The organism is Variovorax sp. GW821-FHT09A10 (genome assembly GCF_059418385.1).
Genome location: NZ_JBWKPT010000001.1, coordinates 358,146 through 380,868 on the forward strand (window position 1 = coordinate 358,146; position 22,723 = coordinate 380,868).

The 22,723-nt window shown below is 69.6% G+C and carries 21 protein-coding genes; 17 read left to right on the forward strand and 4 right to left on the reverse strand.

The window, feature by feature from the left end; genetic code table 11:
- The first annotated feature begins 95 nt into the window (after positions 1 to 95).
- Positions 96 to 1,118 carry an alpha/beta fold hydrolase gene (locus AC07Q9_RS01740; RefSeq protein WP_495307022.1) on the forward strand — a complete coding sequence of 341 codons (1,023 nt, stop codon included), beginning with the start codon at positions 96 to 98 and terminating at the stop codon, positions 1,116 to 1,118.
- A 13-nt stretch (positions 1,119 to 1,131) separates the two neighbouring features.
- Here the strand turns inward: AC07Q9_RS01740 and AC07Q9_RS01745 are convergent, their stop codons facing one another.
- Entirely contained in the window at positions 1,132 to 2,043 is a 912-nt protein-coding gene (locus AC07Q9_RS01745; RefSeq protein ID WP_369644133.1) for a formate dehydrogenase accessory sulfurtransferase FdhD, read from the reverse strand.
- An 82-nt stretch (positions 2,044 to 2,125) separates the two neighbouring features.
- On the opposite strand from AC07Q9_RS01745, the gene AC07Q9_RS01750 reads away from it, so the two are divergent.
- The 16 genes from AC07Q9_RS01750 (at position 2,126) to AC07Q9_RS01825 (ending at position 19,330) form a co-directional block, all read left to right on the forward strand.
- Positions 2,126 to 2,716, forward strand: coding sequence for a DUF3305 domain-containing protein (locus AC07Q9_RS01750; protein ID WP_159277698.1), 591 nt, complete (start codon positions 2,126 to 2,128; stop codon positions 2,714 to 2,716).
- On the forward strand, positions 2,709 to 3,341 hold the full coding sequence (locus tag AC07Q9_RS01755) for a DUF3306 domain-containing protein (RefSeq protein ID WP_495307023.1): 633 nt from the start codon (positions 2,709 to 2,711) through the stop codon (positions 3,339 to 3,341). The genes AC07Q9_RS01750 and AC07Q9_RS01755 overlap by 8 nt, the downstream gene beginning before the upstream one ends.
- Positions 3,301 to 5,379, forward strand: a complete 2,079-nt coding sequence (locus AC07Q9_RS01760; RefSeq protein WP_495308204.1) for a 4Fe-4S dicluster domain-containing protein — start codon at positions 3,301 to 3,303, stop codon at positions 5,377 to 5,379. The genes AC07Q9_RS01755 and AC07Q9_RS01760 overlap by 41 nt, the downstream gene beginning before the upstream one ends.
- On the forward strand, positions 5,376 to 5,993 hold the full coding sequence (locus tag AC07Q9_RS01765; RefSeq protein WP_495307024.1) for a TorD/DmsD family molecular chaperone: 618 nt from the start codon (positions 5,376 to 5,378) through the stop codon (positions 5,991 to 5,993). The genes AC07Q9_RS01760 and AC07Q9_RS01765 overlap by 4 nt, the downstream gene beginning before the upstream one ends.
- A 275-nt stretch (positions 5,994 to 6,268) precedes the next feature.
- The gene (locus AC07Q9_RS01770) at positions 6,269 to 6,496 is read left to right on the forward strand and encodes a formate dehydrogenase (RefSeq protein ID WP_390345410.1); all 228 of its coding nucleotides are present in this window, start codon (positions 6,269 to 6,271) and stop codon (positions 6,494 to 6,496) included.
- A gap of 9 nt (positions 6,497 to 6,505) precedes the next feature.
- The gene (locus tag AC07Q9_RS01775; RefSeq protein ID WP_495307025.1) at positions 6,506 to 9,481 is read left to right on the forward strand and encodes a formate dehydrogenase subunit alpha; all 2,976 of its coding nucleotides are present in this window, start codon (positions 6,506 to 6,508) and stop codon (positions 9,479 to 9,481) included.
- A 9-nt stretch (positions 9,482 to 9,490) separates the two neighbouring features.
- On the forward strand, positions 9,491 to 10,111 hold the full coding sequence (fdh3B, locus tag AC07Q9_RS01780) for a formate dehydrogenase FDH3 subunit beta (RefSeq protein WP_495307026.1): 621 nt from the start codon (positions 9,491 to 9,493) through the stop codon (positions 10,109 to 10,111).
- Entirely contained in the window at positions 10,108 to 10,359 is a 252-nt protein-coding gene (locus tag AC07Q9_RS01785) for a hypothetical protein (protein ID WP_082817975.1), read from the forward strand. The genes fdh3B and AC07Q9_RS01785 overlap by 4 nt, the downstream gene beginning before the upstream one ends.
- A gap of 12 nt (positions 10,360 to 10,371) precedes the next feature.
- The gene (locus AC07Q9_RS01790) at positions 10,372 to 11,631 is read left to right on the forward strand and encodes a formate dehydrogenase subunit gamma (protein WP_495307027.1); all 1,260 of its coding nucleotides are present in this window, start codon (positions 10,372 to 10,374) and stop codon (positions 11,629 to 11,631) included.
- Positions 11,628 to 12,017, forward strand: coding sequence for a hypothetical protein (locus AC07Q9_RS01795; RefSeq protein ID WP_495307028.1), 390 nt, complete (start codon positions 11,628 to 11,630; stop codon positions 12,015 to 12,017). Before AC07Q9_RS01790 ends, AC07Q9_RS01795 begins: the two co-directional genes overlap by 4 nt.
- A 149-nt stretch (positions 12,018 to 12,166) precedes the next feature.
- Complete coding sequence (locus AC07Q9_RS01800; RefSeq protein WP_495307029.1) at positions 12,167 to 13,420, forward strand: molybdopterin molybdotransferase MoeA; 1,254 nt, start codon at positions 12,167 to 12,169, stop codon at positions 13,418 to 13,420.
- The gene (locus AC07Q9_RS01805) at positions 13,417 to 15,336 is read left to right on the forward strand and encodes a molybdopterin biosynthesis protein (protein ID WP_495307030.1); all 1,920 of its coding nucleotides are present in this window, start codon (positions 13,417 to 13,419) and stop codon (positions 15,334 to 15,336) included. The genes AC07Q9_RS01800 and AC07Q9_RS01805 overlap by 4 nt, the downstream gene beginning before the upstream one ends.
- A gap of 48 nt (positions 15,337 to 15,384) precedes the next feature.
- Positions 15,385 to 16,215, forward strand: a complete 831-nt coding sequence (locus tag AC07Q9_RS01810) for an ABC transporter substrate-binding protein (protein WP_495307031.1) — start codon at positions 15,385 to 15,387, stop codon at positions 16,213 to 16,215.
- Between the two features lie 76 nt (positions 16,216 to 16,291).
- The gene (locus tag AC07Q9_RS01815) at positions 16,292 to 17,785 is read left to right on the forward strand and encodes an ABC transporter permease (RefSeq protein WP_495307032.1); all 1,494 of its coding nucleotides are present in this window, start codon (positions 16,292 to 16,294) and stop codon (positions 17,783 to 17,785) included.
- Between the two features lie 223 nt (positions 17,786 to 18,008).
- Entirely contained in the window at positions 18,009 to 18,794 is a 786-nt protein-coding gene (gene xth, locus AC07Q9_RS01820) for an exodeoxyribonuclease III (RefSeq protein WP_489057586.1), read from the forward strand.
- A gap of 5 nt (positions 18,795 to 18,799) precedes the next feature.
- On the forward strand, positions 18,800 to 19,330 hold the full coding sequence (locus tag AC07Q9_RS01825) for a hypothetical protein (RefSeq protein ID WP_492681330.1): 531 nt from the start codon (positions 18,800 to 18,802) through the stop codon (positions 19,328 to 19,330).
- Positions 19,331 to 19,486: 156 nt separating this feature from the next.
- Here AC07Q9_RS01825 and ntrC read toward each other — a convergent pair whose 3' ends face one another.
- The 3 genes from ntrC to AC07Q9_RS01840 are packed head-to-tail and all read right to left on the reverse strand — an operon-like array spanning position 19,487 to position 22,655.
- Complete coding sequence (gene ntrC, locus AC07Q9_RS01830; protein ID WP_495307033.1) at positions 19,487 to 21,007, reverse strand: nitrogen regulation protein NR(I); 1,521 nt, start codon at positions 21,005 to 21,007, stop codon at positions 19,487 to 19,489.
- Between the two features lie 26 nt (positions 21,008 to 21,033).
- Positions 21,034 to 22,113, reverse strand: a complete 1,080-nt coding sequence (glnL, locus tag AC07Q9_RS01835) for a nitrogen regulation protein NR(II) (RefSeq protein WP_495307034.1) — start codon at positions 22,111 to 22,113, stop codon at positions 21,034 to 21,036.
- 14 nt (positions 22,114 to 22,127) lie between these two features.
- Complete coding sequence (locus tag AC07Q9_RS01840) at positions 22,128 to 22,655, reverse strand: hypothetical protein (RefSeq protein ID WP_495307035.1); 528 nt, start codon at positions 22,653 to 22,655, stop codon at positions 22,128 to 22,130.
- Positions 22,656 to 22,723 lie beyond the last annotated feature (68 nt).

Below are 22,723 nucleotides of genomic sequence, written 5' to 3' on the forward strand. Positions count from 1 at the left end.
CCGGCGCGGATACAGAGGCATACACAAGCCGATCAGCAGGTGGGTTTCCCCCCGAACAATCGCGCCGTCCCCCCTTCGCATCCCAGGAGATTTCCATGACCGCCTCCCCCTCGCTGCCACGCCGTGCGTTCCTCGGCAAGGCCGCACTCGGCCTCGCCGCCACGCAGCTGACGTCGATCGTTCCCGCCTTCGCCCAATCCGCCAGCACAGCCGGCGCCCGTCGCCTCGAACCCCTCAGGAGCGTCGACGCCGGCAGCCTGCGCATCGGGTATTACGAAGCCGGCCCGGCCGACGGCGCGCCGGTGATCCTTCTGCACGGCTGGCCCTACGACATCCACATGTTCGTCGACGTCGCACCGCAACTGGCCGCCGCGGGCTTTCGCGTGATCGTGCCGTACCTGCGCGGCTACGGCAGCACCCGCTTCCTGTCGGCCGACACGCCACGCAACGGGCAGCAGTCGGCGGTGGCCGTCGACATCATTGCGCTGATGGACGCGCTGAAGATCCCGGTCGCCACCGTGGCCGGCTGCGACTGGGGCGCGCGCACCGCGTGCATCATGGCCGCGCTGTGGCCCGAGCGCGTGAAGGCGCTGGTGTCGGTCAGCGGCTACCTCATCGGCAGCCAGGAGGCCGGCAAGGCGCCGCTGCCGCCGCAGGCCGAGCTGCAGTGGTGGTACCAGTACTACTTCGCGACCGAGCGCGGCCGCGCGGGCTACGAGAAGAACCGCCACGACTTCGCCAGGCTCATCTGGCAGCTCGCCTCGCCGAAGTGGAACTTCGACGCCGCCACCTTCGAGCGCAGCGCCGTCGCCTTCGAGAACCCCGACCACGTGGCGATCACGGTGCACAACTACCGCTGGCGCCTCGGCCTGGCCGAGGGCGAGGCGAAGTACCAGGCGCTGGAGAACCGGCTGGCCCAGGCGCCGGTGATCGGCGTGCCGACCATCACGCTCGAGGGCGACGCCAACGGCGCACCGCACCCGGAGCCCAGCGCGTATGCGAAGAAGTTCTCGGGGCGCTACGAGCACCGGCTGGTCAGCGGCGGCATCGGCCACAACCTGCCGCAGGAGGCGCCCGAGGCGTTTGCGAAGGCGGTGATCGACGTGGCGCGCGGCTAAGCCGCGCAGTCCCTCAGTCGGCGGTAAGCGCCTGCGCCAGCGGCTCGGCGTCGAAGCGCTCGAACCCGCAGTAGCACAGGAAGTGGCGGTTGGCCGCGCGGCCGAACAAGGTCATGCCGAGCTGGGTGGCCAGCTCGTGCCCCATCGCGGTGACGCCGTTGCGCGAGACGACGATCGGCACGCCCATGTGGGCCGACTTCATCACCATCTCGCTGGTCAGGCGGCCCGTGGTGTAGAAGACCTTGTCGCCGCCGTCGACGCCGTGCACCGCCATCCATCCGGCGATGGTGTCGATGGCGTTGTGCCGTCCGACGTCTTCCGCGAACACCAGCATCTCGGTGCCACGGAACAGCGCGCACCCGTGCACCGACCCGGCGTGCCGGTGCACGCTGTTGCGCGATTTCATCTGTTCGAGGATGCGCGCCAGCGTGCCCTGCGCGATGCGCGCCGACTGCGCCGCCGGCAGCCGCACGGCGCCGATCTGCGCCATGGCGTCGCCGAAGACGGTGCCTTGTCCGCAGCCCGTGGTCACGACCCGGTGCGCGGTTTTCTCGGCGAGGTTCGCGATGCCGCGGTGGGTCTTCACGGCGGCCGCCTCCACGCTCCAGTCGACGTCGATGCTCTCGACCTCGTCGGCGCGCCGCACCAGGTCCTGGTTGAGCAGGTAGCCCAGCACCAGCAGCTCGGGCGCCGCGCCCAGGGTCATCAGCGTCACGAGTTCGCGCTTGTCGACGAAGACGGTCAACGGCCGCTCCGCCGGGATGTCGATGTCGCGGCGTTCGCCGTGCTGGTCGACGATCTCGATGCGGCGCAGCAGCGGGCCGCGCGCCGGGTTCAGGCGCGGCGCGCCGGCGCGCCGGGGCAGCGGAACCGCATCGAAAGCCAGCGGTGTCTCGTCTTCTGCGTCGTCTTCACGTGGGGCCATGCGGAATCCTACGCCACCGCTGCGAGCGGAGCGCGAAGGGGTACTGCTCGCAGACGGGCGCGCCATCGGCTATGGTTCGTTCATGCCTTCTTCGGACACTCCCGCGACCGCGCCCACGGGCCGCCCGACGCTCGACGTCGCGGTGGTCATGCGCCGCGAACGCCTGCACGGCCCCTCGAGCCACTGGCAGCCCTGGCGCTGGACGCTCGACAGCGTGCTGCCCGACGAACCCGGCTTCGGCACCGAGCCGCGCCTCCTGCGCGACGACGACGGCGAGCAGCACTGGCTGCACCCCGGCTTCAAGGTCGAGCTGTACCGCGACGAGGCCGAGGGCTACCACCTCAACGCGATCACGCCGACGCCGTGCTGGTTCGTTCTGTGGCGCATGGACGAAGAGCCCACGCTCGCGCCGCTGCCCATTCCGCGTCCGGTCGTGGTCACGCTCAGCTACTACGAGGCCGGCCGCTGGCTCGATGCGCAGGAAACCGTGGAACAGGTGCCGGCGCCGGCGGAGGTGGTCGACTGGGTGCGCGCCTTCGTCGACGAGCACTACGTGGTCGAGCCCAAGCGGCGCCGCCGGCCCGAGAGCTTCCGCTCGCTGGTCGACCGTTTCGGCAACGCCGCGAGCGTGACGACCGAGAAGAAGCGCGGACGGGGCGCGGGCGATGTCTGAAGGTTTCCTGGGACGCTGGTCGCGCCGCAAGCAGGAGGTGCGCGCGGCCGAGGCCGTCGTGGAAGAAAAGACCCTGCCGGCCGTGGAACCCGTTGCGGTGCCGACGCCAGTGCCCGCCCCTCTCGCCGAAGCCACCGCCCCCGTCGCCGAAGGCGAGCAGGACACCGCGCCGCCGTTGACGCTCGCAGATGTAGATGCGCTGGACATCGGCTCCGACTTCAAGCCCTTCCTCACGAAGGAGGTCGCGCCCGAGGTCAAGAACGCGGCCTTCCGCAAGCTCTTTGCCGATCCGCATTTCAACGTGATGGACGGCCTCGACACCTACGTCGACGACTACTCCCAGTCCACCCCCGTGCCCGAGAGCGTGCTGCGCCAGATGGCCAGCGCCAAGTTCCTCAAGCTCTTCGACGAAGACCCCGAAGAGGCCGAAGACATTCCCCCTGAAACCCCCGACGCCACCGAGGCGACGGACGTGGCACAGTCCCAGGATCCCGCAACGCTTCCCAGCCCGCCGGTTGCCACGCTGCAACCCGCCAGCCAAGAAACCGATGACCACCACGCTGATTTGCGACTGCAACCAGACGATGCCGCTCGAGCCGAAGACGCTCGGCGCGGCACTGGCTGAAACCCTCCCGCTGCATTCGTCGCTGTGCCGCCGCGAGGCGACCTCCTTCCAGCGCGCCATCCAGTCCGGCGACGACGTCGTGGTCGCCTGCACCCAGGAAAAACGGCTGTTCGGCGAACTCGCCACGCAGACGCCCAACGCCACCTCGCCGATCCGCTTCATCAACATCCGCGAGACGGGCGGCTGGAGCCGCGACGCGAAAAGCGCGATGCCGAAGATCGCCGCGCTGCTGGCCGCCGCCAGCCTGCCCGAACCCGACCCCGTCTCGACCGTGACCTACACCAGCCAGGGCCGGCTGCTGATCATCGGCCCGCTCGACGCGGCCGAGCGCGCCGCGGCGCTGGTCGGCGACACGCTCGACGTCACCCTGCTCGCGCAAGGCCCCGGTGCAGACGGTGGCGCCCAGGCGCGCCGCTGGCCGGTGATCGCCGGGCGCATCGATGCGCTCACCGGCTGGCTCGGCGCCTTCACGCTGCGCTGGACGCGCGACAACGCGATCGACCTCGACCTGTGCACCCGCTGCAACGCCTGCGTGGTCGCCTGCCCCGAGCAGGCCATCGGGCTGGACTACCAGATCGACAACGCGCGCTGCACCTCGCACCGCGACTGCGAACGCGCCTGCAGCGTGGCCGGCGCCATCAACTTCAGCCGCGAGCCGCAGGCGCTCGACGCGGCCTTCGACCTCGTGCTCGACCTCGGCGCCGCGCCGCAGATCGACTGGCACGCGCCGCCGCAGGGCTACTTCCACCTGCCCGGCGGCGTCGCGCAGGCCGAGGGCCTGCAGACCTTGCTGCGCCTGCGCGAGCTGGTGGGCGAATTCGAGAAGCCCAAGTTCTTCGACTACAAGCAGAAGCTGTGCGCCCACAGCCGCAACGAGGTGGTCGGCTGCAACGCCTGCGTCGAGGTGTGCTCGGCCCATGCGGTGAGCAGCGACCCGCAGCGCCAGCGCATCGTGGTCAACCCGAACCTGTGCGTCGGCTGCGGCGCCTGCACCACGGTGTGCCCGACGGGCGCGCTGGGCTACACCTACCCGCGCGCGCCCGACCAGGGCCTGAAGCTGCGCAAGCTGCTCGGCACCTATGCCGCGGCGGGCGGGCGCGATGCGGCGCTGCTGCTGCACAGCCAGGAAGGCGGCCAGGCGCTGCTCGAACAGCTCGGGCGGCAGGCGCAGCTGGGCAAGGCCCACGGCGTGCCGGCGCGCGTGATGCCGGTCGACCTCTTTCATGCGGCGAGCACCGGCATCGACCTGTGGCTGAGCGCGGTCGCCTTCGGCGCCTCGCAGGTCGCGGTGCTGTGCACCGGTGAAGAGGCGCCGCAGTACCTCGCGGCGCTCAAGCAGCAGCGGGACGTCGCGCAGACGCTGCTGCTCGGCCTGGGTTACACCGGCACGCACTTCCACGTGATCGAGGCCGATTCGCCCGCCGCGCTGGACGCTGCGCTGGCCGGCCTGCGCACGACCACGCAGCGCGTGCCGGCCACGGCCGCCCGCTTCGCCGTCGGCGCCGACAAGCGCGACCGGCTCGAGATGGCGCTGGACCACCTGATGGGCGCGGCCCCGGCCCTGCAGGCACCCGCCGAGGCCCCACTGGCCTTCGCGTTGCCGACGGGATCGCCGCTGGGCGCCGTCGCGGTCGACAAGGACAAGTGCACGCTGTGCCTGGCCTGCGTCAGCGCCTGCCCGTCGGGCGCGCTGCTGGACAGCCAGAGCGCGCCGCAGCTGCGCTTCATCGAGAAGAACTGCGTGCAGTGCGGCCTGTGTGAAATCACCTGCCCCGAGGACGCCGTCTCGCTCGTGCCGCGCCTGCTGGCCGCGCCCGAGCGCAAGCAGCAGGTGCTGCTGAACGAGGCCAAGCCCTGGGCCTGCATCCGCTGCAGCAAGCCCTTCGGCACGCAAAAAGCCATCGAGGCCATGCTCGGCAAGCTGGCCGGGCACGCCATGTTCCAGGGCGAAGCGCTGGAGCGCCTCAAGATGTGCAGCGACTGCCGCGTCATCGACCTGTACAGCGCCACCAACGAAGTGAAGATCGCCCCGCTATGAGCCAGACCTTTCCCGCCACGTCCGCGCTCGACGAGGAGGTGGCCCGGGCCGAGCTCTACGGCCTGCTCGCGCGCCTGTGGTACGCCGCGCCCGACGCCGAATTGCTGGAAGCCTTCCAGGTCGCGCCCACCGAAGCGCCGGCCGCGGGCGCCTTTCTGGAAGAACCGTGGCGCCAGCTGGTCGGCATCGCGCGCGACACCCCCGCCGCCGCCGCGCACGAGGAATACGACGCGCTCTTCGGCGGCATCGGCAAGCCCGAGGTGTTCCTGTTCGGCTCGCACTACCTGAGCGGCTTTCTCAACGACAAGCCGCTCGTGCAGCTGCGCCACGACCTCGACAAGCTGGGCCTGGCGCGCACCGAGGCCACCAACGAAACCGAGGACCACATCGCCTGCCTGTTCGAGGTCATGCGCTACCTGATCGCTGGCGAGGACGTGGCGGTGGCCAACCTCACGCAGCAGCAGGCGATGTTCTCCAGACACATCCAGCCCTGGCTGCCCGCCTTGTGCGATGCTGTGTTGCAGCATCCGCAGGCGCGGTTCTACGCGGCGCTCGCCGCCTTCACGCGCGCGTTCGGCGACGTCGAGGCGCAGGCCTTCGACATGCTGGACTGAGAAGGTGTGAACGAACCCGCCATGTCCGCTCATCCCGCCCAGGCGCGCCCCCTCTGCGTTGCAAATGCTCGCCATAGCCCGAGCTATGGCTGCGCTTTGCGCCTTGAGGGCGCGCGCCTGGGCGGGCTGCTCGGCCACGCCGGATTCATTCACACCTTCTGAGGCGAACGAATGCGAGGGGTATTCGGGTTGCTCACACCTTGTTGCTGGTCTAGTATCCACAAGGCCGACCGGGTTTCCCTTGCTCGTCGCGCCCAGCCACTCCTGGAGTCAACATGCAGGACAGCCAAAACACCGGCATCAAGCCGGCCTCCCGTCGCGGATTCTTTCTCGGTGCCGCCACCGCCGGCGCCGCCGCGGTGGCCGTCACCGCGCTGCCGAAGGTGGCGACCGAAACGCCCGTCGCCGCCGCCACGCCTTCCCTGCCGCCCCCGCCCGAAAACGGCGGCGGCTATTCCCTGAGCGAACACGTCAAGCGTTACTACGCCACCACGTCAGCCTGAGGAGACCCCGTGCTTCTGACCAGAAAATCCCCAGGCACCGCGAGCCCGCGGGCCTCCGACGCGTCGCCCTTCGTTCACAGTCTGCGGCGCGGCCTCGCGAACGCCCTGCCGACCATGGACCGACGCGCCTTCCTGCGGCGCTCCGGCCTGGGCGTCGGCGTGGGCCTGGCGGCCAGCCAGCTCACGCTGATCCAGAAGGCCAAGGCCGCCGACGGCCGGCCCACGGCCATCGGCGCCGGCAAGATCGAAGTGAAGCGCACCGTGTGCTCGCACTGCTCGGTCGGCTGCGCGTCCGACGCGGTGGTCGAGAACGGCGTGTGGGTGCGCCAGGAGCCGGTGTTCGACTCGCCCATCAACCTCGGCGCGCACTGCGCCAAGGGCGCGGCACTGCGCGAGCACGGCCACGGCGAGTACCGCCTGCGCTACCCGATGAAGCTCGTGAACGGCAAGTACGAGCGCATCAGCTGGGACACCGCACTCGACGAGATCACCGCCAAGCTCAAGGAACTCACCAAGGCCAGCGGCCCCGACGCGATCTACTGGATCGGCTCGAGCAAGCACAGCAACGAGCAGGCCTACCTGCTGCGCAAGTTCGTGAGCTTCTTCGGCAGCAACAACTGCGACCACCAGGCACGCATCTGCCACTCGACCACGGTCGCGGGCGTGGCGAACACATGGGGCTACGGCGCCATGACCAATTCGTACAACGACATGCGCAACGCGAAGATCGCGATGTACATCGGCTCCAACGCGGCCGAGGCGCACCCCGTGAGCATGCTGCACATGCTGCATGCCAAGGAAAACGGCTGCAAGATGATCGTGGTCGACCCGCGCTTCACGCGCACGGCGGCCAAGGCCCACGAGTACGTGCGCATCCGCTCGGGCTCGGACATCGCGTTCCTGTTCGGCATCCTGCACCACATCTTCAAGAACGGCTGGGAAGACAAGCGCTACCTCAACGATCGCGTCTACGGCATGGAAGAAGTGCGCGCGGAAGTCACGAGCAAGTGGACGCCCGACAAGGTCGAGGAGGCCTGCGGCGTGAACGAGGCGCAGGTGTTGAAGGTCGCGACCATGCTGCACGAGCACCGCCCCGGCACCGTGGTGTGGTGCATGGGCCAGACGCAGCACAGCATCGGCAACGCCATCGTGCGGGCCTCGTGCATCCTGCAGCTGGCGCTGGGCAACGTGGGCACCTCGGGCGGCGGCACCAACATCTTCCGCGGCCACGACAACGTGCAGGGCGCGACCGACGTCGGCCCCAACCCCGATTCGCTGCCGGGCTACTACGGCCTGGTCGAAGGCTCGTGGAAGCACTTCGCCGCCACCTGGGGCGTGGACTTCGAATGGATCAAGGGCCGCTTCGCCTCGCCCGCCATGATGAGCAAGCCCGGCATCACGGTGTCGCGCTGGATCGACGGCGTGCTCGAGAAGAACGAGCTCATCGACCAGGACTCGAACCTGCGCGGCGTCTTCTACTGGGGCCATGCGCCCAACTCGCAGACGCGCGGCCTCGAGATGAAGCGGGCCATGGACAAGCTCGACCTGCTGGTCGTGGTCGACCCGTACCCCTCGGCCACGGCCGCCATGGCCGCGATGCCGGGCCGGCCCGAGGACGCCAACGCGAACCGCGCCGTGTACCTGCTGCCCGCGTGCACGCAGTTCGAGACCAGCGGCTCGGTGACGGCGTCGAACCGCTCGATCCAGTGGCGCGAGAAGGTCATCGAGCCGCTGTGGGAAAGCCGCACCGACCACATGATCATGCAGCAGTTCGCCGACCGCCTGGGCTTCGGCAAGGAGCTGAGCAAAAACTACAAGATGCAGAAGGTCAAGGGCATGGACGAGCCCGTGCCCGACGACATCCTGCGCGAGATCAACAAGTGCTGCTGGGCCGTCGGCTACTCGGGCCAGAGCCCCGAGCGGCTGCAGGCGCACATGCGCAACATGGCCGCCTTCGACGTGCGCACGCTGCGGGCCAAGGGCTCGGTCAAGGACAAGGTCAACGGCTACGACATCTCGGGCGACTACTACGGCCTGCCCTGGCCCTGCTACGGCACGCCCGAGCTCAAGCACCCCGGCTCGCCGAACCTGTATGACCCGTCCAAGCACGTGATGGACGGCGGCGGCAACTTCCGCGCGAACTTCGGCGTGGAGCGCAACGGCAAGAACCTGCTGGCCGAGGACGGCTCCCACTCGCTGGGCGCCGACATCACCACCGGCTACCCCGAGCTCGACCACCTGCTGCTCAAGAAGCTGGGCTGGTGGGACGAACTCACCGAGGCCGAGAAGCCCAAGGCCGAAGGCAAGAACTGGAAGACCGACAGCTCGGGCGGCATGATCCGCGTGTTCATGAAGAACCACGGCTGCCACCCCTTCGGCAACGCCAAGGCGCGCGCGGTGGTGTGGAACTTCCCCGACGCGATTCCGCAGCACCGCGAGCCGCTCTACGGCACGCGCCCCGACCTGGTCGCCAAGTACCCGACCCACGACGACAAGATGGCCTTCTGGCGCCTGCCCACGCTCTACAAGACGGTGCAGCAGAAGAACATCGCCGACAAGATCGCCGAGAAGTTCCCCTACATCATGACCTCGGGACGGCTCGTGGAGTACGAGGGCGGCGGCGAGGAAACCCGCTCCAACCCCTGGCTGGCCGAGCTGCAGCAGGAGATGTTCATCGAGATCAACCCGAAGGTGGCGGCCGAGAAGAACATCCGCAACGGCGAGCGCGCCTGGGTGCACACGCCCACGGGCGCCAAGCTCAACGTGCAGGCCCTGGTGACCGAGCGCGTGGGGCCCGACACGGTGTTCATGCCCTTCCACTTCTCGGGCCGCTGGCAGGGCGAAGACCTGCTGGCCTACTACCCGAAGGGCGCGGCGCCCATCGTGCGCGGCGAGGCCATCAACACGGCCACCACCTACGGCTACGACAGCGTCACCATGATGCAAGAGACCAAGACCACGGTCTGCAACATCGAGAAAGCATAAGGAATCACCATGGCAAGAATGAAGTTCGTCTGCGATTCCGAGCGCTGCATCGAGTGCAACGGCTGCGTCACGGCCTGCAAGAACGAGAACGAGGTGCCCTGGGGCGTGAACCGCCGCCGCGTGGTCACGCTCAACGACGGCCTGCCGGGCGAGAAATCGATCTCGGTGGCCTGCATGCACTGCTCCGACGCGCCCTGCATGGCCGTGTGCCCCGTGCAATGCTTCTACCGCACCGAGGAAGGCGTGGTGCTGCACGACAAGGACGTGTGCATCGGCTGCGGCTACTGCTCGTACGCCTGCCCGTTCGGCGCGCCGCAGTTCCCCTCGCAGGGCACCTTCGGTGCGCGCGGCAAGATGGACAAGTGCACCTTCTGCGCCGGCGGCCCCGAAGCCAACGGCTCCGAAGCCGAGTTCGAGAAGTACGGCCGCAACCGCCTGGCCGAAGGCAAGCTGCCGGCCTGCGCCGAGATGTGCTCGACCAAGGCGCTCTTGGCCGGCGACGGCGACATGGTGGCCGACATCTTCCGCACCCGCGTCGTGCACCGCGGCACGGGCGCCGAGGTCTGGGGCTGGGGCACGGCCTACGGCTCGCAACAGGCCGGCACGCCGCCCACCGGAGGCACCAAGTGAAGCGCGCGGTCGTGATGCTCGTCGCGCTCGCCTCGGGCGCGATGCTGCTGGCGGCCTGCAGCGAGAAGCCGCAGACGAACGCCGAGGGCGTCAAGCACGACGCGGTGCCCTGGAGCGGCACGGGCACGCAGGCCAACACCGGCACCGCCTTCACCGCGCCCGGCTGGAAGGTGGGCGACAAGACGGCCTGGGAGCAGCAGATCAAGACGCGCTCCAACGGCCAGAACGAGTACACCCGAGAAAACTGAACCGGAGGCCGCATGAGCGTCACCATTCGCACCAGGCACGCGTTCCACGCGCTGCTGGCGACCGCGCTCCTGGGCTGGGCGGCGGTGGCGCCGGCCCAGGAGGCCACCCCGGCCGCGAGCGGCGCCGTGACCGCGGCGCCCGCCCCTGCTTCTTCGCCTGCCGCAGCCGCGGCTACAGCACCGAAGGCCGAGGGCGGCATCCGCAGCCAGAACATCTTCGACGTCAAGCCCGAGGCCAGCGCCGACCCCAACTACCTCAACCAGACCAACGGCGAGCGCAACAAGGTCCAACCCGGCAACAACGCGCCGATGTGGCGCCAGGTGAGCGGCGGCGTCACCGGCTACAGCAGCCTGCCGGTGAGCCAGGCGCCCGAGGCCGGCAACCTGATCCAGCGCTTCGTGCAGTACCCGGGTTCGCGCTTCACCAACGCAGGCGAGGCCTGGCGGCAGGTGCGCAACGACTGGATCATTCCGTACGGCGCGGCTCTGCTCTTCGTGACGCTGCTGGCGCTGGCCATCTTCTATTTCACGCGCGGGCCGATCCGCCTGCACGGCACCGAAACCGGCCGCAAGATCGAGCGCTTCACGCCCTTCGAGCGCGCCACGCACTGGTCGAACGCGCTGGCCTTCGTCACGCTCGCGATCTCGGGCATCGTGATGGCCTTCGGCAAGTTCTTCCTGCTGCCGGTGCTGGGCAGCACGCTGTTCGGCTGGCTCGCCTACGTGCTCAAGACGGTGCACAACTTCGTGGGGCCGCTGTTCGTGGTGACCACGCTGTTCATGATCTTCACCTTCATCCGCAGCAACTGGCCGAGCAAGGACGACTTCACCTGGCTGCGGCACGGCGGTGGCCTGTTCGGCGGCAAGGAGCCCGCGTCGCATCGCTTCAACGCCGGCGAGAAGGCGGTGTTCTGGGGCGGCGTGCTGTTCCTGGGCAGCATCGTCATCGCCTCGGGCCTGTTCCTGGACAAGCTGCTGCCCGGCTTCGTCTACACGCGCGGCGAGATGCAGGTCGCGCACATGGTGCACGCGGTGGCCACGCTGCTCATGATGGCGATGATCATGGGCCACATCTACATCGGCACGCTGGGCATGGACGGCGCCTACAAGGCGATGCGCGAAGGCTATGTCGACGAGGCCTGGGCGCGCGAGCACCACAAGCTCTGGTACGACGACATCCAGGCCGGCAAGATCCCCGCGCAGCGCTCGCAACCCGCCGGCGCACCCGAGCCCGCACGGCCTTCGACGGCGCAGCAAGGAACCTCCGCATGAAGCACACGCTGACCCTTCTCCTGTGCGCACTCGCTGCGACCTCCGCTGTCGCCAAGCTCCCCCCGCCCACGCCGGAAGCGCAGGCCAAGGCCGCCGAGGCCGCGGCCCGCACCGCGTGGAGCGCCAAGACCGACGGCTACCTGCTGTGCAAGTCACAGGACCAGGTCGCCGCCAAGTACCGTGCGAGCGCGCAGGCCGCCGGCAAGCCGGCACCGGCCGCGGTGGCCACGCCGCCCTGCGTGGACCCGGGGCCTTACGCCGCTGCCCCCAAGGTTGAAACCAAGCCCATCGAGGCATCGGGCGCCCACTCCCCGGCCCCCACGGCCGCGTCGCCGCCGAGTTCGAATCAGACCTCGGCGCAGACGAATCCCGCACCCGCGAAGTAAGCCGTCGGCGCCGCGCATCTGCGCGGACGCGGCCAAAAAAACGACCGCAAATGGCCCGCCGGCAAGGTCCGGCACGGCCGCTCTTGTGCATGGCTGTCGGGTGCCATGCCCGACCACGCCGGCGACCTCCAACTTCTATACTGGCCCCGATGCCCACACCCGAACGAACTGCCTCGACCGATGTGCGTATGCGCGGCTTCACGCAGCGCGCCGAGGTGCCCACCGCCCTCGCCTGGATCGATGCCCATACGCCCCTGCTGCCCGGCGAATCCGTGGCCGTCGACGAGGCCACGGGGCGGGTGCTGCTGCAGGAGGTGATCGCGCCCATCGCGGTGCCCGAGTTCGACCGCGCGGCCATGGACGGCTATGCGCTGCGCGGCGGCGAGACCACGGGGGCCGGCGAATACAACCCGCTCGAGTTTCCGATCGCGGGCCACGCCTGGCCCGGCCGCCCCTTCGAAGGCGAGGTGCCCGCGGGCGCCGCCATCCGCATCATGACCGGCGCCCCGGTGCCGCGCGGGCTCGATGCCGTGGTGCCCGCCGAGTACGCGAGCGAGCAGGACGGGCGACTGGCCATCACGCGCGCCGTCGCACCGGGCCAGCATGTGGGCCATGTCGGCGAAGACATCGCGCGCGGCAGCACCGCGCTGGCCGCGGGTCGCCGCCTGCGTCCGCAGGATGCAGGGCTGGCGGCTTCGCTCGGCCTGGCCCAGTTGCAGGTGGTGCGCCGGCCGCGCGTGCGGCTGCTCGTCACCGGCAACGAGGTGCGCGCGCCCGGCACGCCCAAGGGCCCGAGCGAGATCTACGACGCCAACTCCGTGACCTTGCGCGGCCTCGTGGCGCGCGACGGCGGCCTGCTCGAGTCGCACCAGCGCCTGGGCGACGACCCGCAAATCATCGCGCAGGCACTGGCCGCGCCCGGCGCCGACGTGGTGCTCATTTCCGGCGGCTCCAGCGTGGGCGCCGAGGACCACGCGCCGCGCCTGCTGGCCGAACTCGGCGAGCTGGCGATCCACGGTATCGCGATGCGGCCTTCCAGCCCGGCCGGCATGGGGCGCATCGGCGACACGCTGGTGTTCCTGCTGCCGGGCAACCCGGTCTCCTGCCTGTGCGCCTACGACTTCTTTGCCGGGCGTGCGATCCGACTGCTCGGCGGCCGGTCCGCCGACTGGCCCTACCCGCGCACGCGCGCCACCGTGGCGCGCAAGATCGTCTCGCAGGTGGGGCGCGTCGACTACGTGCGCGTGAAGATCGGCGCCGACGGCGTGGAGCCGCTCGCGCTCTCGGGCGCCTCGGTACTGAGCTCGACCACGCGCGCCGACGGCTTCGTGATCGCCCCCGCCGAAAGCGAAGGCTTCGGGCCCGGGACCGACGTCACTGTTCATCTGTACGAGTGCCTGTGAAAGCCCAATCGCAATTTCTCGATGTCGTCACGCGGGACGAGGCCGAGCGCCGCTTCCGCGAACACCTGAGCCTCGCGCCGCTGGGCCGCGAGACCGTTCCGTTGCACGCGGCGCTGGGCCGGGTGCTTGCCGACGACGCGGTCGCCGCCATCGACGTGCCCGGCTTCGACCGCTCCAACGTCGACGGCTTTGCCGTGCAGGCCGCCGACACCTGGGGCGCGATGGAAGAACAGGTCCGCGCGCTGGCCCTCGTGGGCGAGACGCTCGCGCCCGGCATCGTGCCGCAGCGCGAAGTGACGCCCGGCCACGCCACGGCGATCGCCACCGGCGGCATGCTGCCGCGCGGCGCCGACGCGGTGGTGATGGTGGAGCACACCGACCTCGACGACGGCAACGTGCAGGTGCGCCGCGCCGCCACGGCCGGCGAGAACGTCAGCTACGCCGGCACCGACATCGCGCGCGGCGAAACCGTGCTGCGCGCCGGCCAGGTGCTGAGCTCGCGCGAGATCGGCGTGCTCGCGGCGCTGGGCCTGGCCGAGGTCGGCGTGTGGCGCAAGCCGCGCGTGGCCATCTTCTCCACCGGCAACGAGATCGTCGCGCCCGGTGCGCCGCTGCCCACGGGCGCGGTGTACGACTCCAACGCCGCCATCATCGGCGCCGCGGTCGAGGAACTGGGCGGCGAGCCGGTGCGCCTGGGCGTGATCCCCGACGACGAGGCCCTGCTGTCGGCCGCGCTCGCACGCGGGCTGGCATGCGATGCCGTCGTCTTCTCGGGCGGCACGTCCAAGGGCGAAGGCGACCTGTCGTACCGCGTGGTGGCCGCCCTCGGCGACCCGGGCGTGGTGGCGCACGGCGTGGCGCTCAAGCCCGGCAAGCCGGTGTGCCTGGCGGTCACGGGCGGCAAGCCGGTCGTGATCCTGCCGGGCTTTCCGACCTCGGCGGTCTTCACCTTCCACGAGTTCCTGGCGCCCGTGATCCGCGCCTTCGCGGGCCGGCCGCCGCAGCGGCACGCGCACGTGGCGGCCACGCTGCCGATGCGCGTGAACTCCGAGCGCGGTCGCACCGAGTATTTGCTGGTGGGCCTGGTGCCCACCGACGACGGCGTGGCCGCCTACCCGATGGGCAAGGGCTCGGGCTCGGTCACCACCTTCAGCAGCGCCGACGGCTTCATCACCATCGGCCAGCACACCGAGATCGTCGATGCCGGCGCGCCCGTGCAGGTGCAGCTGCTGGGCCAGGGGCTGGACGCCGCCGACCTGATCTTCATCGGCAGCCATTGCGTGGGCCTGGACTGGCTGGCCGGCGAGCTGATGCGCCAGGGCATCCGCATCAAGGCCATGAACGTGGGCAGCACCGGCGGGCTGATGGCCGCCCGGCGCGGCGAATGCGACGTGGCCGGCATCCACCTGATGGACCCGGCGACGGGTGTCTACAACCGGCCGCTGCTCACGCCGGGCCTCGAACTGGTGACGGGCTACGGCCGCATGCAGGGCGTGGTCCATCGCCCCGGCGACACGCGCTTCGAGGGCCTGGACGCCGCCGCGGCCATCGCCGCCGCGACCGCGCAGCCCGGCTGCACCATGGTCAACCGCAACGCCGGCAGCGGCACGCGCATCCTCATCGACCGCCTGCTCGGCGGCGCGCAACCGCCCGGCTACGGCGTGCAGACCAAGTCGCACAACGCGGTGGCCGTGGCCGTGGCGCAGCAGCGCGCCGACTGGGGCCTGGCCATCGACACGGTCGCGCGGCAGTACGGGCTGGGCTTCATTCCCGTGCAGGAGGAGCGCTACGACTTCGTGGTGCCCCAGGCACGGCTTGGGCGCGCGCCGGTGCAGGCCTTCATTGCGTTGCTGCAATCGGCCGCGGCGCGCGAGGCGCTGGGCCGGCTGGGCTTTCGCGTCGATGCCGCCGCCTGATGGCAAGAGCGCTTCTTTCTTTCACTCTCGAGGACTGACACGATGACGATGGCTTCGCGCAGACGCTTCACCCTTCTCGCTCTCATCAGTGCACTTGCTGGTGCGCTGCTCGCGCCGATGGCGCATGCACAGGACAAGTTCATCGTGCTGGCCTCGACCACCTCGACGGAACAGTCGGGCCTGTTCAAGCACCTGCTGCCGCAGTTCACGAAAGCATCGGGCACCGAGGTGCGCGTGGTGGCGGTGGGCACGGGCCAGGCGCTGGACATGGCGCGCCGCGGCGACGCCGACGCGCTGTTCGTGCACGACCAGCCCGCCGAAGAGAAGTTCGTCGCCGAAGGCTTCGGCCTGCCGCGCCGCCCGGTCATGTACAACGACTTCGTGCTGATCGGGCCCAAGTCCGACCCGGCCGGCGTGCGCGGCAACGACATCGCGGCGGCCCTCAAGCGGCTGGGCACCACGGGCGGCGCCTTCGTTTCGCGCGGCGACAAGAGCGGCACGCATGCGGCCGAACTGCGCCAGTGGAAGCTCGCCGGCATCGACCTGGCCGCCGCCAAGCCGGCCGGCTACAAGGAATGCGGCTGCGGCATGGGCCAGGCGCTCAACATCGCGGCGTCGACCAATGCCTATGTGCTGTCCGACCGCGGCACCTGGCTCAACTTCAAGAACCGCGCCGACCTGGGCATCGTGGTCGAGGGCGACAAGCAGCTGTTCAACCAGTACGGCGTGATCGTCGTGAACCCGGCCAAACACCCGCACGTGAAGAAGGACCTGGCGCAAGCCTTCTCCGACTGGGTCGTGTCGCGCGACGGGCAGGCCGCCATCGCCGCGTACAAGATCGGCGGCGAACAGCTCTTCTTCCCGAACGCGGGCCAGTGAACGGCGCGCCGGTCGATGACGGGGCCGGGCCGCGCGATGCACACCGCCTCGCGCTGGCGATGAAAGCCGTCTCCCGATGAACACCGTGACCGAAGGCTGGGCGCTGGCCTGGCACCTCATCATCGGCGCCGACCCCGAACTCTTGCGCATCACGGCGCTCTCGCTGCAGGTGAGCGCCACGGCCTGTGTGATCGGCGCGCTGTTCGGCCTGCTGCTGGGCGCCTGGCTCGCGGTGGCGCGGTTCCCGGGGCATGTGCTGGCCGTGTGGCTGGTGAACACGCTGCTCGCCCTGCCCGCCGTGGTCGTGGGCCTGCTGGTGTACCTGCTGCTCTCGCGCTCGGGGCCGCTGGGCGAACTGGGCATCCTGTTCACGCCGTCGGCGATGGTGGTGGCGCAGAGCGTGCTCGTCACGCCGCTGATCGCCGCGCTGTCGCGCCGGCTCGTGATGGCGGCGCTGGCCGACGGCGGCGACCAGCTGCGCTCGCTGGGCGCCGGGCCGCTCGCCACCGCATTGCTGATGCTGGTGCACGACCGGATGGGCGTGGCCACCGTGCTGCTCACGGCCTTCGCGCGGGCCATCGCCGAGGTGGGGGCCGTGATGATCGTCGGCGGCAACATCGCCGGCGTCACGCGCGTGATGACCACCACCATCGCGCTGGAGACCAGCAAGGGCGACCTCGCGCTGGCCCTGGCGCTGGGCATCGTGCTGCTGGCGGTGGTCGGCGCGGTCAACGGCGCCATCGGGCTGCTGCAATGGCTGGCCACGCGCCCGCTGAGCACTGCCCCGCCGGCGAGGCCGCACGCGGTGCGCCGTACGCCCGCCCCGCACACGCCGGCCGCGGTGGGCACGGTGCCGCTGATCCGGCTCGAGCGCGCCACGGTGCGCTTCGGCGCGCTGGTCGCATTGGACGAGGCCTCGCTGACCCTGCACCGGGGCGACCGGCTCGTGCTCGTGGGCGCCAACGGCTCGGGCAAGACCACGCTGCTGCGGCTGCTGCACGGCCTGCTGCCCTGCGAAGGGCGCTGCGAGCGCCTGCCGCTGCGACCCGAAGGCCGCCTGCCGCGCGCGGCCATGCTGTTCCAGCGCCCCTTTCTGCTGAGCCTCTCGGTGTGGCGCAATGTGTGGGTGGGCCTGTGGCTGGCGGGCGTGCCGGCCGCCGAGCGCGGCGAGCGCTGCGGCCTGGCGCTGGCGCGCGTGGGCCTGCTCGAACATGCCGAGCGCTCGGCGCGTTCGCTGTCGGGCGGCCAGCAGCAGCGCCTGGGCCTGGCGCGCGCCTGGGCGCTGCAGCCGGACATCCTGTTCCTGGACGAGCCCACGGCCAGCCTGGACCCCGGCGCCAAGAACGAGATCGAGGCCCTCATCGAAGAGGTCGCCCACAGCGGCGTGACGATCGTGATGAGCACGCACAACCTCGGGCAGGCCAAGCGCCTGGCCACGCGCGTGGCGTATCTTCACGCGGGGCACATCGTGGTCGAGCGGCCCGTGGCGAGCTTCTTCGATTCGGACGATCTGCCGCCCGAGGCCGCCCAGTTCCTGCAGGGCGAGCTGGGCTGGTACCTTCAGCCCTAGCGCCGGCGGGCGGGTCGGCGGTTCCGCGCCCCTCGCCTTCGCTTACACGGCATCCCGATCCAGCGAGGCAAAATACCGCGATGGAAATCACTGTCGCGGTTTTGCTGCCGACATTCCTTTCTTCCGGGTCTGGGCGCGGCCACTTCTTTCGCCTGCACAGAGACCTCACCGACCGGCTGCGAACGCACGGCCGCCACCCGACAACCGACCACGCAGAGCCCTCATGAAAATAGCCACCTGGAACGTCAACTCCCTCACCGCGCGCCTGCAGCATGTGCTCGACTGGCTCATCGCCAACCCGGTCGATGTGCTGTGCCTGCAGGAGCTCAAGATGACCGACGACAAGTTTCCGCTCGAGGTGCTGAAGTCGGCCGGCTACGAGGCGGCGGTGTTCGGGCAGAAGACCTACAACGGCGTCGCCATCCTCAGCCTCTCGCCGCTGCGCGACGTGGTGAAGAACATCGACGGTTTCACCGACGAGCAGTCGCGCGTGATCGCGGCCACCCTCGACACGCCCTCGGGCCCGCTGCGCGTGGTGAACGGCTACTTCGTGAACGGCCAGGAACCGGGCAGCGAGAAGTTCGCCTACAAGATGAAGTGGCTCGACGCGCTGCACGCCTACATTGCGCGTGAACTCGCGGCGCACCCGAACCTCGTGCTGCTGGGCGACTTCAACGTCACGCCCGAGGACCGCGACAGCTTCGACCCCGTGGGCCTGAAGGAAACGATCCACCACACGACCGAAGAGCGCGACCACTTCAAGGCGCTGCTGGGCCTGGGCCTGACCGACAGCTTCCGCATGTTCGAACAGCCCGAAAAGAGCTTCTCGTGGTGGGACTACCGCATGCTGGGCTACCAGAAGAACCGGGGCCTGCGCATCGACCACATCCTCGTGAGCGAGCCGCTGCTGCCGCGCGTGAAGGGCTGCGTCATCGACCGCGTGCCGCGCAAGTGGGAAAAGCCGAGCGACCACGCCCCGGTGGTACTCGAACTCGGCGCGGACGCCTGACGGCCATGACGACGCCGATCGCCGCACGCCTGGCCCGTTCCGCCGCGATCGCCGCCGCGGCGCTCGCGTTGGCCGCCTGCTCGGTGCTCAAGCCGGGCGGCGGATCGGAAAGCGGCACGGGCACCCCGTCGCCCAGCGGCGAAACCGCCGCCGAAGGCAGTCGCGACGTGCCGACCGTGCGGCTCATCACCGCGCAGACGCCCGCCATCCGCACCTACCGCAAGACCGGCGCGCGCCACATCTACAAGGCGTATGCCGACCGCATCTACAAGGGCAAGATCCCGCCGCTGGTGTATGCGGTGGTGGTGGTCGAAACCGACATCGATGCGAACGGCAAGGTCAACAACGTGACCTTCAGCCGCGTGCCCAGCCATGCGCCCGAGGTGCCGCCGATGATCGCGGACCTGATCAAGGCGACCTCGCCCTTGCCGAGCCCCGGCAAGCTGGGCGGCCACACGTATGTCGACACCTGGCTCTGGGACAAGAGCGGCAAGTTCCAGCTCGATTCGCTCACCCTCGGCCAACGCAGCCGATAACTTGGTACACCCCCAGGCTGCGCGCACTTCGTGTCGCTACGCCAACCCCCTTGCAGGGGGCGATACCGGCGGCCCGGCAAAGCCGGTTCCGCGGTATCCCTGGAAGGGTTCGAGTGCGCGTAGGCAGGTCGTAAAAAAGGCCCGTAGAGGGCCTTTTCATTCGATACCGAGTTCCTGGATTTTCCGGGTGATGGTGTTGCGCCCGATGCCCAGCTTCTGGGCCGCCTCGATGCGCCGGCCGCGCGTGTTGGCCAGCGCGGTGAGGATGAGCCGCGATTCGAAGCGGCGCGTGAGCACGTCCCACACATCGGTGCGGCCTGCCGCAAGCAGCGCCTGGGCCTCGGCTTCGAGGCCGCTTTCCCAGGCGCTGGGGCCCGTCGATGCGCCTGACACCGCCTCGGGGGCCGCGACTACCGGCGCGGACGCGTCGCGCTCGACGGCCAACGGCGCTGCAGCCTGCACGGGCGCCGCCACCTCGGCCACCGCCGCATGCACGTCCGCCCCACTGACCGCCATCACTTCGGGCGGCAGGTCTTTCGATTCGATCAGTTGCGCGGGCGCCATCACCGTTAGCCAGTGGCAGATGTTCTCGAGCTGGCGCACGTTGCCCGGGAAGCTGAAGGTCGCGAGCTTGGCAAGTGCCGCGTCGGAGATGCGCTTGGGCTCGACGCCGAGCTGGCGCGCGCTCTGCTGCAGGAAGTGCCGCGTGAGCGCGGGCACGTCTTCGCCGCGTTCGCGCAGCGCCGGCAGGCGCAGGCGGATCACGTTGAGGCGGTGGAACAAGTCTTCGCGGAAACCGCCGAGCTTCACGCGCTGCTCGAGGTCCTGGTGGGTGGCGGCGATGACGCGCACGTTGGCCTTGACCGAGTTGTGGCCGCCCACGCGGTAGAAGTGGCCGTCGCTGAGCACGCGCAAGAGGCGCGTCTGCAGGTCGAAGGGCATGTCGCCGATTTCGTCGAGGAACAGCGTGCCGCCCTCGGCCTGCTCGAAGCGGCCGCGGCGCATGGTCTGCGCGCCGGTGAAGGCGCCGCGCTCGTGGCCGAAGAGTTCGCTCTCGAGCAGGTCCTTGGGAATGGCGGCGGTGTTGATCGCCACGAAGGGGCCGTTGGCGCGCGGCGAGTGCTTGTGCAGCGCGCGCGCCACCAGTTCCTTGCCCGAGCCCGATTCGCCGGTGATGAGCACCGTGACGTTGCTCTGCGACAGCCGGCCGATGGCACGGAACACGTCCTGCATCGCGGGCGCCTGGCCGAGCATCTCGGGCGCGGCGACCATGCGCTCTTCGGACACCTCTTCGCGCTGGCTTTCGTCGACGGCGCGGCGGATGAGTTCCACGGCGCGCGGCAGGTCGAAGGGCTTGGGCAGGTACTCGAAGGCGCCGCCCTGGAAGGCCGAGACCGCGCTGTCGAGGTCGGAGAAGGCGGTCATGATGATGACCGGCAGGCCGGGGTGCTTGGCCTTGATCTTGTCGAGCAGGTCGAGCCCCGAGCCGCCCGGCATGCGGATGTCGCTCACCAGGACCTGCGGGCCCTGCTGCTCGTCGCCTTCGGCCTGTTCGAGTGCGGCCAGCACTTCGCGTGTGTTCGTGAAGCTGCGCGTGGGCATGTCTTCGCGCAGCAGTGCCTTCTCGAGCACGAAGCGTATCGATTGGTCGTCATCAACTATCCAGATCGGCTTCATGCATCTCCTCTGTTGCCGGGGCTGCCCTAGGGCAGCGGAATCAATATCTTGAAATCGGTTCGGCCCGGGACGCTGTCGCACTCGATCACGCCGTGATGCTGTTGCACAAAAGTTTGCGCAAGCGTCAACCCCAGCCCGGTCCCGCCTTCCCTGCCCGAAACGAGCGGATAGAAGATGCGGTCCTTGATCGTGTCCGGCACACCCGGTCCATTGTCGATGACATGCAATTCCAGTGCCAATCGATACCACTGCTTGTTGAAGATCACCTGTCGGGCCACGCGGGTCTTGAAAGTGATCTGCGCGTCGCCCGCCGCGCGGCGCTCGGCCAGGGCCTGCGCCGCGTTGTGCGCGATGTTGAGGGTGGCCTGGATGAGCTGCTCGCGGTCGCCGCGGAACTCGGGAATGGAGACGTCGAAGTCGCGCTCGATGTGCAGGTCGCGCGGAAACTCCGCCAGGATGACCGAGCGCACGCGCTCGCACACCTCGTGGATGTTCACGTCGCCCACCACGTGCGGTCGCCGGTGCGGCGCCAGCAGCCGGTCGACCAGCGTCTGCAGCCGGTCGGCCTCGTGGATGATGACCTGGGTGTACTCGATGAGGTCGCGCGACTCGACCTCCATCTGCAGCAGCTGTGCCGCGCCACGAATGCCGCCCAGCGGGTTCTTGATCTCGTGCGCGAGGTTGCGGATGAGCTCCTTGTTGGCCTGCGCCTGGTCAATGAGGCGCTCCTCGCGGTCCTGGCGCACCTGCTGCTCCAGCGGCGACATCTCGATGATGAGTTCGCCCTTCTTGTCGCCGTGCGCGAGCGTGACCTGCACGGGCATCAGCTCATGGTTCACGCGCCGCAGGAAGGCCTCATAGCGCAGCGTGGCGAAGTCGTTGCTGCTGGCGCCGTCGAGCGCGGTGCGCAGCACCTGCGGCTCATGGAAGCAGGCGCCGAACTGCGAGCCCTCGAGCGTGCGCCGCGAGGTACCCAGCGCGTCTTCGAGGCCTGCATTGGCGAACAGCACCGAGCCGTCGCCGTTGACCACCGCGATCAGCGTGGACAGCAGGTCGAAGGCACGAAAGCGCGGATTGGCGCCAGTCGCCTTCTTCCCGAACACCATGGACTGCGCGCCGCTTACTGCGGTTGCGGCTTGCCGGGCAGGCGGCCGATTTCGCGGCGGATGCCGGCGATGTCGCTCTCGTTGCGCGCGAGTTCGGCCTTCATCTCGGCCACGCGGTCGAGGTACTTCTGGTAGTTGCGGCCTTCGCTGCCCTGCTTCTCGGGCTCGCCGTTGTTGTATTCCTTCTTGAGCTCGGTCTGGCGAGCCTCGGCCTTGCGCAGCTCGGCTTCGAGCACCGAACGCGCCTCGCCGTCACGCGCGCGCTGGTCGACGCCTTCGACGCGCGGGCTGCCCGCCGGAGCGCGCGCGGCCGAACCGCCCGAGCCCGACGACGACGCGCTGCCACCACCGCCGCCCGAAGGCTTCGTGCCCTGCACGACGGTGACGTTGCCGCCTTCCATGATCTTGCAGCCCTTTTGCTGGGCCACGGTCGCGTTGTTGGTGTACTCGTTGCCGCAGCGCCAGACGCGCTCTTGCGCGAGCGCCGCCGTGGCGGTGGCGAACGAGGCGGCGGCCAGGAAAATCAGGGAGACAGTCTTCATTTGATTCCGGAGAGGGCGCGACAAACGCGCATTTTGATGCAATTCGGGCCCTCTCACGATGGGATGTT

Coding starts and splice junctions, on each gene's coding strand:
- AC07Q9_RS01740 (WP_495307022.1), top strand. CDS start 96: ATGACCGCCTCCCCCTCGCTGCCACGCCGTGCGTTCCTCGGCAAGGCC.
- AC07Q9_RS01745 (WP_369644133.1), bottom strand. CDS start 2,043: ATGGCCCCACGTGAAGACGACGCAGAAGACGAGACACCGCTGGCTTTC.
- AC07Q9_RS01750 (WP_159277698.1), top strand. CDS start 2,126: ATGCCTTCTTCGGACACTCCCGCGACCGCGCCCACGGGCCGCCCGACG.
- AC07Q9_RS01755 (WP_495307023.1), top strand. CDS start 2,709: ATGTCTGAAGGTTTCCTGGGACGCTGGTCGCGCCGCAAGCAGGAGGTG.
- AC07Q9_RS01760 (WP_495308204.1), top strand. CDS start 3,301: ATGCCGCTCGAGCCGAAGACGCTCGGCGCGGCACTGGCTGAAACCCTC.
- AC07Q9_RS01765 (WP_495307024.1), top strand. CDS start 5,376: ATGAGCCAGACCTTTCCCGCCACGTCCGCGCTCGACGAGGAGGTGGCC.
- AC07Q9_RS01770 (WP_390345410.1), top strand. CDS start 6,269: ATGCAGGACAGCCAAAACACCGGCATCAAGCCGGCCTCCCGTCGCGGA.
- fdh3B (WP_495307026.1), top strand. CDS start 9,491: ATGGCAAGAATGAAGTTCGTCTGCGATTCCGAGCGCTGCATCGAGTGC.
- AC07Q9_RS01790 (WP_495307027.1), top strand. CDS start 10,372: ATGAGCGTCACCATTCGCACCAGGCACGCGTTCCACGCGCTGCTGGCG.
- AC07Q9_RS01795 (WP_495307028.1), top strand. CDS start 11,628: ATGAAGCACACGCTGACCCTTCTCCTGTGCGCACTCGCTGCGACCTCC.
- AC07Q9_RS01800 (WP_495307029.1), top strand. CDS start 12,167: ATGCCCACACCCGAACGAACTGCCTCGACCGATGTGCGTATGCGCGGC.
- AC07Q9_RS01810 (WP_495307031.1), top strand. CDS start 15,385: ATGGCTTCGCGCAGACGCTTCACCCTTCTCGCTCTCATCAGTGCACTT.
- AC07Q9_RS01815 (WP_495307032.1), top strand. CDS start 16,292: ATGAACACCGTGACCGAAGGCTGGGCGCTGGCCTGGCACCTCATCATC.
- xth (WP_489057586.1), top strand. CDS start 18,009: ATGAAAATAGCCACCTGGAACGTCAACTCCCTCACCGCGCGCCTGCAG.
- AC07Q9_RS01825 (WP_492681330.1), top strand. CDS start 18,800: ATGACGACGCCGATCGCCGCACGCCTGGCCCGTTCCGCCGCGATCGCC.
- ntrC (WP_495307033.1), bottom strand. CDS start 21,007: ATGAAGCCGATCTGGATAGTTGATGACGACCAATCGATACGCTTCGTG.
- glnL (WP_495307034.1), bottom strand. CDS start 22,113: ATGGTGTTCGGGAAGAAGGCGACTGGCGCCAATCCGCGCTTTCGTGCC.
- AC07Q9_RS01840 (WP_495307035.1), bottom strand. CDS start 22,655: ATGAAGACTGTCTCCCTGATTTTCCTGGCCGCCGCCTCGTTCGCCACC.